The 13080-nt window shown below is 66.7% G+C and carries 12 protein-coding genes; 4 read left to right on the top strand and 8 right to left on the bottom strand.

The window, feature by feature from the left end:
• Positions 1 to 14 precede the first annotated feature (14 nt).
• From ACFU5V_RS18905 to ctaD, 4 genes are all read right to left on the bottom strand, one after another.
• Positions 15 to 716, bottom strand: a complete 702-nt coding sequence (locus ACFU5V_RS18905) for a YitT family protein (protein WP_378701187.1) — start codon at positions 714 to 716, stop codon at positions 15 to 17.
• Between the two features lie 82 nt (positions 717 to 798).
• Positions 799 to 1578: an aminoacyl-tRNA hydrolase gene (locus ACFU5V_RS18900; RefSeq protein ID WP_378701185.1), complete on the bottom strand. Its 780-nt coding sequence runs from the start codon at positions 1576 to 1578 to the stop codon at positions 799 to 801.
• Complete coding sequence (gene serB, locus ACFU5V_RS18895; protein WP_015890195.1) at positions 1575 to 2795, bottom strand: phosphoserine phosphatase SerB; 1221 nt, start codon at positions 2793 to 2795, stop codon at positions 1575 to 1577. The genes ACFU5V_RS18900 and serB overlap by 4 nt, the downstream gene beginning before the upstream one ends.
• A gap of 104 nt (positions 2796 to 2899) precedes the next feature.
• A complete protein-coding gene (ctaD, locus tag ACFU5V_RS18890) occupies positions 2900 to 4690 on the bottom strand; it encodes a cytochrome c oxidase subunit I (protein WP_005240299.1) in 1791 nt (596 codons plus the stop codon).
• 313 nt (positions 4691 to 5003) lie between these two features.
• Here ctaD and ACFU5V_RS18885 point away from each other — a divergent pair, with 313 nt between their 5' ends.
• From ACFU5V_RS18885 to ACFU5V_RS18875, 3 genes are read left to right on the top strand one after another with little or no spacing between them, the layout of a single operon-like run.
• Positions 5004 to 6008, top strand: a complete 1005-nt coding sequence (locus ACFU5V_RS18885; RefSeq protein ID WP_378701182.1) for an ABC transporter substrate-binding protein — start codon at positions 5004 to 5006, stop codon at positions 6006 to 6008.
• A gap of 35 nt (positions 6009 to 6043) precedes the next feature.
• Complete coding sequence (locus tag ACFU5V_RS18880) at positions 6044 to 7111, top strand: iron-siderophore ABC transporter substrate-binding protein (RefSeq protein ID WP_378701180.1); 1068 nt, start codon at positions 6044 to 6046, stop codon at positions 7109 to 7111.
• 8 nt (positions 7112 to 7119) lie between these two features.
• Positions 7120 to 7593 carry an NUDIX domain-containing protein gene (locus ACFU5V_RS18875; protein WP_378701178.1) on the top strand — a complete coding sequence of 158 codons (474 nt, stop codon included), beginning with the start codon at positions 7120 to 7122 and terminating at the stop codon, positions 7591 to 7593.
• 75 nt (positions 7594 to 7668) lie between these two features.
• On the opposite strand, the gene nrdF is transcribed toward ACFU5V_RS18875, so the two are convergent.
• From nrdF to ACFU5V_RS18855, 4 genes are all read right to left on the bottom strand, one after another.
• The gene (gene nrdF, locus ACFU5V_RS18870; protein WP_015890191.1) at positions 7669 to 8634 is read right to left on the bottom strand and encodes a class 1b ribonucleoside-diphosphate reductase subunit beta; all 966 of its coding nucleotides are present in this window, start codon (positions 8632 to 8634) and stop codon (positions 7669 to 7671) included.
• A 77-nt stretch (positions 8635 to 8711) separates the two neighbouring features.
• Positions 8712 to 10895 carry a class 1b ribonucleoside-diphosphate reductase subunit alpha gene (gene nrdE, locus ACFU5V_RS18865; RefSeq protein WP_378701176.1) on the bottom strand — a complete coding sequence of 728 codons (2184 nt, stop codon included), beginning with the start codon at positions 10893 to 10895 and terminating at the stop codon, positions 8712 to 8714.
• Positions 10853 to 11329 carry a class Ib ribonucleoside-diphosphate reductase assembly flavoprotein NrdI gene (gene nrdI, locus ACFU5V_RS18860; protein WP_087556616.1) on the bottom strand — a complete coding sequence of 159 codons (477 nt, stop codon included), beginning with the start codon at positions 11327 to 11329 and terminating at the stop codon, positions 10853 to 10855. The genes nrdE and nrdI overlap by 43 nt, the downstream gene beginning before the upstream one ends.
• 88 nt (positions 11330 to 11417) lie before the next feature.
• Complete coding sequence (locus ACFU5V_RS18855) at positions 11418 to 11651, bottom strand: redoxin NrdH (protein WP_005240286.1); 234 nt, start codon at positions 11649 to 11651, stop codon at positions 11418 to 11420.
• 572 nt (positions 11652 to 12223) lie between these two features.
• On the opposite strand from ACFU5V_RS18855, the gene ACFU5V_RS18850 reads away from it, so the two are divergent.
• Positions 12224 to 13057, top strand: coding sequence for a siderophore-interacting protein (locus tag ACFU5V_RS18850; RefSeq protein WP_378701174.1), 834 nt, complete (start codon positions 12224 to 12226; stop codon positions 13055 to 13057).
• The last annotated feature ends 23 nt before the right edge of the window (positions 13058 to 13080 follow it).

Below are 13080 nucleotides of genomic sequence, written 5' to 3'. Positions count from 1 at the left end.
TGTCCCGAATGGTTCTACGGGACGGTGCTCGCCGAGTTCGACTCCGCCTCACCGGACGGCGCACCGGAACCGGGCGGCCCGATCTCCGGCGACTCCACGATCGCGGTGTCCGGTCCGGCACTGCTCGCCTTCCGCGCGGTCGGGTAGATGCCGCCGACACGCATCATCAACTGGATGACCGGGCCGATGCCCAGCGCGTAGACGACGGTGCCCACCCCGACGGTGCCACCGAGCACCCAGCCGGTGGCCAGCACGGTCACCTCGATCGACGTGCGGATCACCCGCACCGACAGCCCGGTCCGCGCGACCAGCCCGGTCATGAGGCCGTCCCGCGGGCCCGGGCCCATCCCCGCACCGATGTACAGCACGGTGGCGAGCGCGTTGAGGACGACACCACCGAGCATCACCGCGATCCGCACGGCGAGAGAGTCGGCAGGTTCGAGCCACGCCAGCGACGTGTCCACCGACACCGCGATGACCACCACGTTGGCGACCGTGCCGAATCCTGGTTTCTGGCGGATCGGAATCCAGAGTGCGAGCACCACAACGCCGGTCAACGCGGTCACGGCGCCGAAACTGAGTGGCGTGCGGCCGGCGACGCCCTGATGGAACACGTCCCACGGGTCGAGGCCGAGGCCGGCGGTGATCATCATGGCCATCGAGAAGCCGTACAGCCACAGTCCGGCGAACAGTGCGATCAGGCGTCGAGCGAGCATGACCACCAGTCTGTCGTGAACCAGGGCGGTACCCCATAGCCATGACGGCGTCACTGGACTGTCGACGCGTCGGCCGCTGCTCTCAGGGGCAGGCGATCACGGTCATGGATCCGGGTGCCACCTCGGTGAAGCCGGCGTCGCGCACCGCGATCGCCCTGCCCCGCACCACCTCGATGGTCAGCGTCTCCCACAATCCGACGTCGGCGTCACGCACGGCGCAGCGGTAGCCGGTGGCCGCCCAGGCGCGGGCCTGTTCGGTGGTCATCGCGCCGGCGAGCAGCATCGACGCGTGACCGACCTGCGCGGCGGCCTTCCCGACAGTCATGTCCAGAACGGAGTTGATCCACAGCACCGGAACGCCGTCCGGGATCTCCCCGGGATCGTCGTGGTCGAGGTCGGTGCCGCCGATCTGCAGCTTTCTGATGCGGGGATCGAGCGCGCCCACGGCAACGGGCACGAGCGCGCGGGCCTGCGCACCGTCGACGTCGACGGTGATCCCGTCGACCTCCTGCGCCGCCCGCCAGCCGGCGCCCCGCGCCCGCCGCGACACCTTGCGGATCCGGGACCCCACCCACGCCTGGTAGTCCGCCTGCCACGGTCCGGGCGCGCCCGTTTCGTCGGGGCCGACGCGCGGGTCGAGGCACAATGCCACCGTCGCGGTTGCGGCTGCCTCCAGCAGGGCAGTGCGCGGCGGGGGGTCGGCCTTCGGGATGTGCAGCACGATCGGCATGGCGAGGACCTGCGCCGGGTCGTCCGGATCCGGCCGGCCGCCGTATCCGGCCGCGAGGACAGCGTGACGCGCCGTCCACCCGGAATCGGCGCCGGCCTCCCCGGTGATCGCGTCGCGGCACGATTCCGTCACGGCAGCGGGACTCGTCGCACCACGCCGTCCACCGCGTCGGCGGCCTCGACCTCGTCGCGGGTGACCCCGAGGATGAACAGCACGGCGTCGAGGAAGGGGTGCGACAGCGCGGTGTCCGCGACCTCCCGTAGCGCGGGCTTTGCGTTGAACGCGATTCCCAGGCCGGCCGCGTTGAGCATGTCGATGTCGTTGGCGCCGTCGCCGACCGCCACCGTCTGTTCCATCGGGACGCCGACCTGACCGGCGAACTTGCGCAGCGCGGTCGCCTTCGCCGCACGGTCGACGATGTCACCGATCACCCGGCCGGTGAGCTTGCCGTCCACGATCTCGAGCGTGTTTGCCTGCACGAAGTCGAGTTCCAACTCGTGGGCCAGCCCCTCGATGACCTGCCGGAAACCGCCGGACACCACACCGCAGTGGAAGCCGAGCCTGCGGAGCGTCCGGATGGTGGTGCGGGCGCCCGGTGTCAGCTCGAGACCGTCCGCGACGTCGTCGATCACGGACGCGTCGAGGCCGGCAAGGGTTGCGACCCGCTGGTGCAGGGATTCGGTGAAGTCGATTTCCCCGCGCATCGCGGACTCGGTGACGGCACGCACCTCGTCCTCGACTCCGGCCCGCGCGGCGAGCATCTCGATGACCTCACCCTGGACGAGCGTCGAGTCGACGTCGAACACGATGAGCCGCTTGGCGCGACGGGCGAGGCCCCCGCGTTCGACCGCGATGTCGACGTTCTCCCGCACGGCCACCTCGGCCAGCACGGTGCGCAGGCTCTTGTCCGCCTCCGCCGTGCCGGGAGCGCTCACCAGGAGTTCGAGGCCCGTCACCGGGTAGTCGGCGACTCCACGGATCGAGTCGATGTTGACCCCGAGGGTCGCCATCTCCCGGGCAACCGAACGCAGCGCGCGAGCCGACACGGGGCTGCCGAGGACGACCACGGCATGCGTGGACAGCGACTGCCTGCCCGGATCCGCGCCGATCTCGACGTCCACCGACATCCCGACGGTGGCCATCGCCTCCTCGAGCTCCTCCTGCAGTGCTTCCCCGTTCTCGGGGCACGCCACGAGGACACCGAGGGTCAGTCGCCCACGAATCACCACCTGCTCCACGTCGAGAAGGCTCACGTCGTGGCGGGAGAGCGACCCGAAGAGCACCGAGGTGACGCCGGGTCGGTCGGGGCCCGTCACGGTCACCAGGACAGTGGTGTCAGCTGCACCCACCGATGTACTCCGATCATGTTGCTCGCGCGGCTTGTCCGGCACCCATTGTGCCAAGTCAAAGGCCCCGCCCGTTGCCGGGGCGGGGCCTTTCTCACACTGATGTGTCAGCGACCGGTGTCGGTGCCGGGGTCGCCTTCGTCGCCGACGGTCAGCGGCTCGTGACGTTCCTTCTCGAGCACGGTGCTGGCGTGCTTGCCACCGTGGCCCGGTCCGACGTGCGCCTCGGCCTTCATCCGCTCGACCATGTGCGGGTAGTGCAGCTCGAACGCGGGACGCTCGGAGCGGATGCGCGGCAGCTCGGTGAAGTTGTGCCGCGGCGGCGGGCAGCTGGTGGCCCACTCGAGGGAGTTGCCGTAACCCCACGGGTCGTCGACGGTGACGACCTCGCCGTACCGGTAGCTCTTGAAGACGTTCCAGATGAACGGCAGCGTCGACGCACCGAGGACGAACGCGAAGATCGTCGAGAACGAGTTCAGGAACGTGAACCCGTCCGAGGGCAGGTAGTCGGCGTAGCGACGGGGCATGCCTTCGTTACCCAGCCAGTGCTGGACGAGGAACGTGCCGTGGAAGCCGATGAACGTGGTCCAGAAGTGCCACTTGCCGAGACGCTCGTCCATCATGCGACCGGTCATCTTCGGGAACCAGAAGTAGATGCCGGCGTAGGTGGCGAACACGACGGTGCCGAAGACCACGTAGTGGAAGTGGGCGACCACGAAGTAGGTGTCCGTGACGTGGAAGTCCAGCGGCGGGCTCGCGAGGATGACGCCCGACAGGCCACCGAAGAGGAACGTGATGAGGAAGCCGATCGAGAACAGCATCGGCGACTCGAACGTCAACTGGCCCTTCCACATGGTGCCGATCCAGTTGAAGATCTTCACACCCGTCGGGACGGCGATCAGGAACGTCATGAACGAGAAGTACGGGAGCAGCACGGCGCCGGTGGCGTACATGTGGTGAGCCCACACCGCGATGGAGAGCGCGGCGATCGCCAGGGTCGCGTAGACCAGGCCGCTGTAACCGAACACCGGCTTACGGCTGAAGACCGGGAAGATCTCCGAGACGATGCCGAAGAACGGCAGCGCGATGATGTACACCTCGGGGTGACCGAAGAACCAGAACAGGTGCTGCCACAGGAGCACACCGCCCGTGGCCGGGTCGAAGATGTGGCCACCGAGGTGACGGTCGACGAACAGACCCATGAATGCGGCGGTCAGCAGCGGGAACGCCAGCAGAATCAGGATGCTGGTGATGAAGATGTTCCACGTGAAGATCGGCATCCGGAACATCGTCATGCCGGGGGCACGCAGGCAGATGACGGTGGTGATCATGTTGACACCACCGAGGATGGTGCCGAGGCCCGCGACCGCGAGGCCCATGACCCAGAGGTCGGCGCCGACGCCCGGGGAGTGCAGCGCACTCGTCAGGGGCGTGTAGGCGGTCCAGCCGAAGTCTGCGGCACCACCGGGGGTGATGAAGCCCGCGGTCGTGATGATCGCGCCGAACACGTACAGCCAGTAGCTGAACGCGTTGAGTCGCGGGAACGCCACGTCGGGGGCGCCGATCTGCAGCGGCAGGATGTAGTTGGCGAACCCGAACACGATCGGCGTCGCGTACAGCAGCAGCATGATCGTGCCGTGCATGGTGAACAGCTGGTTGAACTGCTCGTTCGACAAGAACTGCATACCGGGCACAGCGAGCTCGGCGCGCATCATCAGGGCCATGAGACCACCGATGAGGAAGAACGCGATCGAGGTCGTCAAGTACATGATTCCGAGCACCTTGGGGTCGGTGGTCGTAATCATTTTGAAGATGAACGAGCCCTTGGGTCCCTGCCGCGGCGGGTAAGGCCTGGCTGCAGCTATCGCGGGGACTGGCTGGGGCGCTACGGCAGTCACTGATCCTCCTGAATGCGCGTCCGACCCCGGGCTGCGAGGCGAACGGTCTCTGGCTTGCGCTCATCGAATCGTAGACCGTGCCCTCTGCGGCCTCCGACTGGGTCCTACCCACTGTCGTACTTACCCGGACTCAGAGCAAACCGGGGCGCGGTCGACCTGCGGTTTGTTCCACCGGGGAGCACCGGGGAGTGCTCACTGTCACGCGGTCCGGCGTGTCGCGTGGGGGGCGGTCGAGGCGGTCCCGCGGAGGCTCCGGCACGCCGGAACCGGGCTGTTAAGGTTTCGCTCACCTAACTTCTATCAGGAGCTCCATGTGAACGTTCTCTCCCGCCGCCGGGTCGTCGCCGGCGCGGTCGCGCTGGCCGCGGCAGCCACCCTCTCGATCACGTCCTGCTCCAGCGGCGACGACTCCGCCGCCGCCGGCACCACGTCGTCGACCGGACAGTTCCCCCGCACCGTCGACCACTTCCGCGGCAGCACCGAAATCCCGGCCGCACCGCAGCGCATCGTGGCACTCGACAACAGCTTCACCGACGCCGTCCTCCTCCTCGAGGCGCCCCTGGTCGGGTACGTCGACTACCGCGAACCGGGCCTGCCCGACTACCTCGGCACCACCCGCGACGAGTACGCGGCGGATGCGAAGTCCGTGGGCAAGGTCAGCAGCGCGAGCCTCGAGCAGATCGCCGCGCTGCAACCCGACCTGATCATCTCCGCCGAGGTGCGCGACGGAAAGAACTACGAGCAACTGTCGGCGATCGCGCCGACCATCTTCACCGAAACGACCGGGCCCACGTGGAAGGACAACATCCGGCTCGTCGGCAAGGCACTCGGCAAGGAGGACCTCGCGGAGCAGAAGATCGGCGCCTACGAAGTGCGGGCCGCCGCCGTCGGTGCCGAGATCAACGGGACGGCGTCGAATCCGGTGATCTCGGTCGTCCGGTTCGCGGGCGAGCCGACGGCACGCCTCTACCGCACCACCTCGTTCAGCGGGATCGTCGTCGCGGACGCCGGGCTGGCACGTCCGCAGAGCCAGGGCCCCGATCCTGCCGACCCGGACAACATCATGCAGGCCGTCAGCCCCGAACTGATCAGTGAAGCGGAGGCCGACGTCATCTTCGTCAGCACCTGGCAGGACCCGGCAGGCAAGAGCGCCGAAGCGGCGAAGCCGTTCCTGGAGAGCCCGCTGTGGCAGACGCTGAAGGGACGCAAGGTCGACGTCGACGACGCCCGCTGGATGACGCCGGTCAGCGTTCAGGGCGCGCACCTGATCCTCGACGACCTGTCGGACACGTTCGGGGTGGACAAGCACAGCGGCTAACCTGAACGCGCCCGCACACACAGGAAGTCGCCGAATTGTCCCCTCGTAGGTTTTCCGCCCGCCGCGCGTCCACCGGTCTGGTCGCTGCCGTCGCCGCGCTCACGCTGGCCGGCTGCTCTCCACCGTCCGACGACGATCCCGCAGCGTCCATCGTCCGGACCACCACGCAGATCGCCGGGGCCGGCGTGGTCGGCATCGAGCGGGACACCACGACGGCCTGCGCCGAGCCGGCCCCGGTCGACGCCGCACTCGCGGCCGGCTCGACGCACCGGGTGGTCCACACGAAGGGTGAGAGCGACGTCCCGTCCGATCCGCAGCGGATCGTGGTCCTCGACAGCGCCGCGCTGGACGCGGTGTGCGCCCTCGGCCTGTGGGAGAACGTGGTCGGCGCGGCAACCCTCGACGGCGATTCGCCGCAGCCCGGCTACCTCGGCACCGGCGTCTCCGAGATTCCGAGCGTCGGATCCGTCGACGCCCCGGACGTCAACAGGATCGCGCAGGCGGACCCGGACCTGATCCTCGGATCGAGTCCGGCGTCCGACCAGCTGTACGGCGCGCTCTCCCCCATCGCGCCCACCGTGTTCGTCGGCTCCGACCCCGTGTACTGGAAAGCGCAGTTCCTCCTCGCCGGCAACGCACTGGGCCGGGCCGACGCGGCGACCGCGGCACTCGAGCAGTACCAGCAGGACGCGAAGCAACTCGGCATCGACATCGATGCCGCGCAGACCCAGGCGTCCGTCGTCCGTTTCGACGCCGACAGCATCGAGGTCGAGGGTCCGGCCACATTCGCGGGCCAGGTCCTCACGGACGCCGGGGTGCGGCGGCCCGCCTATCAGAACCTCGACGGCGCCGTCACCGAACCGATCTCCGAAGCCGACATCGACCAGGCCGAGGGCGACCTGATCTACGCCGTCCTGGACGGCGAGGACGGCACCGCGCACGCGGAGGACGTCATGTCCGGGGAAGCCTGGGAAGATCTCGAGGCGGCCTCCGACAAGCGGGTCTTCGCCGTGGAGGGCGACGTGTGGGGCGGAAACGGCGTCGTCGCCGCGCGCGCAATGCTCACCGACCTGCGGAACACGCTGAACGGCTACGTCGGCTAGGAGGCTCGATGCCCGTACCCGAGTTCGTCACCGCCCTGCGCAGCCACGTCGGCACCGCACCGCTGTGGCTGTCCGGGGTCAGCGTCGTGGTGCGCGACGACGACGGGCGGGTGCTGCTGACCCGGCGCGTCGACAACGGCAAGTGGGCCGTCGTGTCCGGCATCCTCGAACCCGGGGAGGAACCCGGCCCGGCCGCGCTCCGGGAGATCCGTGAGGAAACCGGTGTGGACGCCGAACTGGTCCGGATCACGAGCGTCGACGTCACCGACCCGGTCACCTACCCCAACGGCGACGTCGCCCAGTACCTCGACGTGTGTTTCCTCGCCCGGTACGTCGGCGGGGAGGCCGCCGTGACGGACGACGAGAACCACGACGTGGCCTGGTTCTCCCCCGAGTCGCTGCCGGACGACCTCACCCCGTCGTCGCGGCTGCGCCTCGACAAGGCGCTGCAGGACGTCCCCGAGGCGTGGTTCCGCCGCTGAACGCACTTCGCCCGATGCCGCACCGGTGCAGCAGAACCGGACCGGTGTGACATCGGGCGACGCGAAAAGTTCGTTCTAGAAATCCCAGTCTTCGTCCTCGGTGTTGACGGCCTTGCCGATGACGTACGAGCTGCCCGAGCCGGAGAAGAAGTCGTGGTTCTCGTCGGCGTTGGGTGAGAGCGCCGACAGGATCGCCGGGTTGACGTCGGTCTCGTCCTTCGGGAACAGACCCTCGTAGCCGAGGTTCATCAGCGCCTTGTTGGCGTTGTACCGCAGGAACTTCTTGACGTCCTCGGTGAGGCCCACCTCGTCGTAGAGGTCCTGGGTGTAGTCGACCTCGTTGTCGTAGAGCTCGAAGAGCAACTCGAACGTGTAGTTCTTGAGGTCGTCGCGCTCGGCCTCGGTGAGCTGCTCGAGACCCTTCTGGTACTTGTAGCCGATGTAGTACCCGTGCACAGCCTCGTCACGGATGATGAGGCGGATGAGGTCGGCGGTGTTGGTGAGCTTCGCCCGCGACGACCAGTACATCGGCAGGTAGAAGCCGGAGTAGAACAGGAAGCTCTCGAGCAGGGTGGACGCCACCTTGCGCTTGAGCGGCTCGTCGCCCTGGTAGTAGTCCATGACGATCTCGGCCTTGCGCTGCAGGTTCGGGTTCTCCTCGGACCAGCGGAAGGCGTCGTCGATGTCGCGGGTGGAGCACAGCGTCGAGAAGATCGAGCTGTAGCTCTTCGCGTGCACCGACTCCATGAACGCGATGTTGGTGTACACCGCCTCTTCGTGCGGGGTGATGGCGTCGGGGATGAGGCTGACGGCGCCCACGGTGCCCTGAATGGTGTCGAGGAGCGTCAGCCCCGTGAACACCCGCATCGTGAGCTGCTTCTCCTGCGCCGTGAGCGTGCCCCACGACGGGATGTCGTTGGACACCGGCACCTTTTCGGGCAGCCAGAAGTTGCCGACGAGACGGTCCCACACCTCGGCGTCCTTCTCGTCCTGGACGCGGTTCCAGTTGATCGCGGATACGCGACTCACCAGCTTGACCATTGATTCCTCACTTCGTTCGGCTGTGAGTACTTGTTAACCGCCGGCGGTTAACAAGTACTCACGGGCGGCGGAGCCGCCTACAGCATGCAGGAGACGCAGTTTTCGACCTCGGTACCCTCCAACGCGAGCTGACGCAGCCGGATGTAGTACAGCGTCTTGATGCCCTTGCGCCACGCGTAGATCTGCGCCTTGTTGATGTCGCGGGTGGTGGCGGTGTCCTTGAAGAACAGCGTCAGCGACAGCCCCTGGTCGACGTGCTGCGTCGCGGCGGCATAGGTGTCGATGATCTTCTCGTACCCGATCTCGTAGGCATCCTGGTAGTACTCCAGGTTGTCGTTGGTCAGGTACGGCGCCGGGTAGTAGACGCGGCCGATCTTGCCTTCCTTGCGGATCTCGATCTTCGACGCCACCGGGTGGATGGAGCTGGTGGAGTTGTTGATGTAGGAGATCGATCCGGTCGGCGGCACCGCCTGCAGGTTCTGGTTGTAGATGCCGTGCTTCTGCACCGACGCCTTCAGCTCACGCCAGTCGTCCTGGGTCGGGATGTGCAGGCCCGCATCGGCGAACAGCTGCCGCACCCGCTCGGTCTCCGGCTCCCACACCCGGTCGGTGTACTTGTCGAAGAACTCTCCGGACGCGTACTTGGACTCCGGGAAGCCCGCGAAGTACGTGCCGCGCTCCTTGGCGATCTCGTTGGACGCCCGGATCGCGTGGAACACCACGGTGTAGAAGTAGATGTTCGTGAAATCGATGCCCTCGTCGGAGCCGTAGTGGATCCGCTCGCGCGCCAGGTATCCGTGCAGGTTCATCTGCCCGAGTCCGATGGCGTGACCCTCGTCGTTCGCCTTCCGGATCGACGGGACGGAGTCGATGGAGGTCTGATCGGCGACCGCGGTCAGCGCACGGATCGACGTCTCGATGGTCTGCGCGAAGTCCGGCGAGTCCATCGTCTTCGCGATGTTCAGCGAACCAAGGTTGCAGGAGATGTCCTTGCCGATGTGGCTGTAGGACAGGTCGTCGTTGAACAGCGACGGCGTGGAGACCTGCAGGATCTCCGAGCACAGGTTCGAGTGGGTGACCTTGCCCGCGATCGGGTTGGCGCGGTTCACGGTGTCCTCGTACATGATGTACGGGTAACCGGACTCGAACTGCAGCTCGGCGACGGTCTGGAAGAACTCGCGTGCCTTGATCTTCGACTTGCGGATGCGCTTGTCGTCGACCATCTCGTAGTACTTCTCGGTGACGTTGATGTCCGCGAACGGCTTGCCGTAGATGCGCTCCACGTCGTACGGCGAGAAGAGGTACATGTCCTCGTTCTTCTTCGCCAGCTCGAACGTGATGTCCGGGATGACGACGCCGAGAGACAGCGTCTTGATGCGGATCTTCTCGTCCGCGTTCTCGCGCTTGGTGTCGAGGAAGCGGTAGATGTCCGGGTGGTGCGCGTGCAAATACACTGCGCCTGCGCCCTGACGCGCACCGAGCTGGTTGGCGTAGGAGAAGGAGTCCTCGAGCAGCTTCATGATCGGGATGACCCCGGAGCTCTGGTTCTCGATCTTCTTGATCGGTGCACCGTGCTCACGAACGTTGCTGAGCAGCAACGCAACTCCGCCGCCGCGCTTGGACAGCTGCAGTGCGGAGTTGATGGAGCGGCCGATCGACTCCATGTTGTCCTCGATGCGCAGCAGGAAGCAGGACACGGGCTCGCCGCGCTGCTTCTTGCCCGAGTTGAGGAAGGTCGGGGTGGCCGGCTGGAAGCGGCCGGCGATGATCTCGTCGACGAGCTTGGTCGCCAGGTCCTCGTCGCCCGCGGCCAGCGTCAGGGCGACCATGCAGACACGGTCCTCGAAACGCTCCAGGTACCGCTTACCGTCGAACGTCTTGAGCGTGTACGAGGTGTAGTACTTGAACGCGCCCAGGAACGTCGGGAAACGGAACTTCTTCGAGTAGGCGTGGTCGATCAGCGTCTTGACGAAGTTGCGGGTGTACTGGTCGAGGACCTCACGCTCGTAGTAGTTCTCCTTGACCAGGTAGTCCAGCTTCTCGTCCTGGTTGTGGAAGAAGACGGTGTTCTGGTTGACGTGCTGGAGGAAGTACTGGTTCGCGGCCTCGCGGTCCTTGTCGAACTGGATCTCACCGTTGGGCCCGTACAGGTTGAGCATCGCGTTGAGCGCGTGGTAATCGAGACCGTTCGTCGAGTCTCCACCGCGCGCGTCGCGCTCTACGCTCCCCGCGTCGATGGTGTCTGTGATGGTCGGCGCCACTTCTCGTGCTCCTCGTCGTCTAAGTGATCCCAGAATTCACCCAGACCGGCCTTCACCCGCTCGACGTCCTCGGCTGTGCCCATGAGTTCGAAGCGGTAGAGGTAGGGAACGTGGCATTTCTGAGAGATGATATTTCCTGCAAAGCAATAGGATTCACCGAAATTGGTGTTTCCCGCCGCGATCACTGCTCGGATCAGCGACCTGTTGTGTGTGTTGTTGAGAAATCGGATGACCGGCTTCGGGACGTAACTGGTGTCGCGGCCCATGGCCGTCGTCCCCCCGCCGTAAGTCGGGAGGATCAGCACATAGGGTTCGTGCACCTCGAAGGTGCCCTCGCGGTCATGAATGGGTATGCGCGTCGCAGGCAGCCCGAGCCGCTGGACGAATCGGTGCGTGTTCTCCGAGGCGCTGGAGAAGTACACCAGCGATGTCATCGGTTTCCACCATCTGGACTAGTACTACCGTTTACTTCTGTCCGGGAATCGGCTCGTCCTCCGCCTCGGGCGGTGCGATCGCCTCGCTTCAAGCAGCGTTTGCCGAGAGGGTCTTGATGCGGTCGGGGCGGAAGCCCGACCAGTGCTCGTCACCGGCCACGATCACGGGCGCCTGCAGGTATCCCAGTGCCATGACGTAGTCCCGGGCTTCGGGGTCTTCGGTGATGTCGACGACGGAGTATTCGATACCCGCCTTGTCGAGGGCCCGGTAGGTGGCATTGCACTGAACGCAAGCGGGCTTGGTGTAGACGGTGATGCTCATGAAGTCCCTCTTTCCACTGCCGAATGGAGCTGACGAAGTGTGTGTTCAGCGCACTGAGACTTCCCCTGATCGAGATGGCGGTGACCCCCGATGGAGATGCTCACCGAGTCGGTTCTCGTTGTGGTCTCTCAGTGCTCAAGACACTACACCTAGTGGCCGACAGAAACACTTAACCCGAGATGTTGTGAGTCACATTGATGAAATTCCCTGGTCGTCATCCCGCGGACCACAAATTTCGTGCTCGCTCCGGCGTGTCGCACATCACATTTTCGGCGTGACGCGGAACACCCCTGAAATCGCGCTCGTGCACTGGAGGCTCGCGGGAGCTTACGGCACCTCCGACGACACGCCCGCATCGGCGGCGCGGGCTCCGGGCGAGCGCCGTCCGGACCGGCCGGACACCACCTCCGCCGAACGATGCCGACCTTTCCAGGGCCCGGCCCCGCCGGCGCCCCACACCCCCTTTCCCGCCTGCTGCGGCCGCACGCAACGGGCGTCGCGGACGACGCGCACCCCACGCTTGCCGGCCGGTAACTGCAGGCCCCGACTTCCCCTCCCGGTACCGTGAGCGCATGTCCGACGACCCCCTGGACGACCTCGTGTGGTCGGCGCCCGTAGCGCGCACGAGGCGGGTCACGCCGAACATGCAGCGGATCACCCTCGCGGGCGGCGATCTGAGTCGATTCGAATCCAGCGGGACGCCCGACGAGCGCCTGCTCCTCGCGTTCCCGCCGGACGGCGCGGAGAAGCGCAGTTACACCGTGCGCCGCTGGGACCGGGACGCCCGGGAGATGGACATCGACTTCGCCGTCCACGCGGGCGGGACCGCCGCGCACTGGGCCGCGAGCGCGCGCCCGGGCGAGATGCTCGGGTTCTCCACCGCGTCGGGGTGGTACTCGCCGCCCGCCGACGCCGAATGGCAGCTCCTCGTCGCCGACATGACGGCACTGCCCGCCGTCGGGCGGATCCTGGAGGAATTACCCGGTTCGGCGCGGGTGCACGTGGTCGCGGAGGTCACCACCCCGGCGGACCGGCAGCAGTTCGCGACCGACGCCGCGCTGACCGTGACGTGGCTGGACGGAAGCGGCAACGGCACCGGGGACAGCCTGCTGGCCGAGGCGGCCCGCGACTGGTCACGACCGGGCTCACCGGGATACGTGTGGTTCGCGGGCGAGGCGACGGTGTCGCGGGTGGTGCGACGCTGGTTGCGCCACGACCTGGGCTGGCCCGCGGACCGCTACGCCGTCATCGGGTACTGGCGCGACAACAAGGAGGAGTGGGTCGCGCGGTACGAGACGGTGCGCGAACAGATAGAAGCCGCCAGGGACTCTGCCCTGGCGGCCGGTGAAGACTTCGACACGGTGCGGGACGCCGTCGACGCAGCCCTGGATCGAACCGGGCTGTAGCGGCGACCGCGTCCCGCGAGGAT

The sequence above is a fragment of the Rhodococcus sp. NPDC057529 genome, assembly GCF_042802055.1.
Taxonomy (GTDB): domain Bacteria; phylum Actinomycetota; class Actinomycetes; order Mycobacteriales; family Mycobacteriaceae; genus Rhodococcus_F.
Note: the sequence above shows the minus strand (reverse complement) of the source record. Positions and strands in the feature narration are given on the sequence as shown.

Coding starts and splice junctions, on each gene's coding strand:
- ACFU5V_RS18905 (WP_378701187.1), bottom strand. CDS start 716: ATGCTCGCTCGACGCCTGATCGCACTGTTCGCCGGACTGTGGCTGTAC.
- ACFU5V_RS18875 (WP_378701178.1), top strand. CDS start 7,120: ATGCCCGTACCCGAGTTCGTCACCGCCCTGCGCAGCCACGTCGGCACC.
- nrdF (WP_015890191.1), bottom strand. CDS start 8,634: ATGGTCAAGCTGGTGAGTCGCGTATCCGCGATCAACTGGAACCGCGTC.
- nrdI (WP_087556616.1), bottom strand. CDS start 11,329: ATGACATCGCTGGTGTACTTCTCCAGCGCCTCGGAGAACACGCACCGA.
- ACFU5V_RS18855 (WP_005240286.1), bottom strand. CDS start 11,651: ATGAGCATCACCGTCTACACCAAGCCCGCTTGCGTTCAGTGCAATGCC.
- ACFU5V_RS18850 (WP_378701174.1), top strand. CDS start 12,224: ATGTCCGACGACCCCCTGGACGACCTCGTGTGGTCGGCGCCCGTAGCG.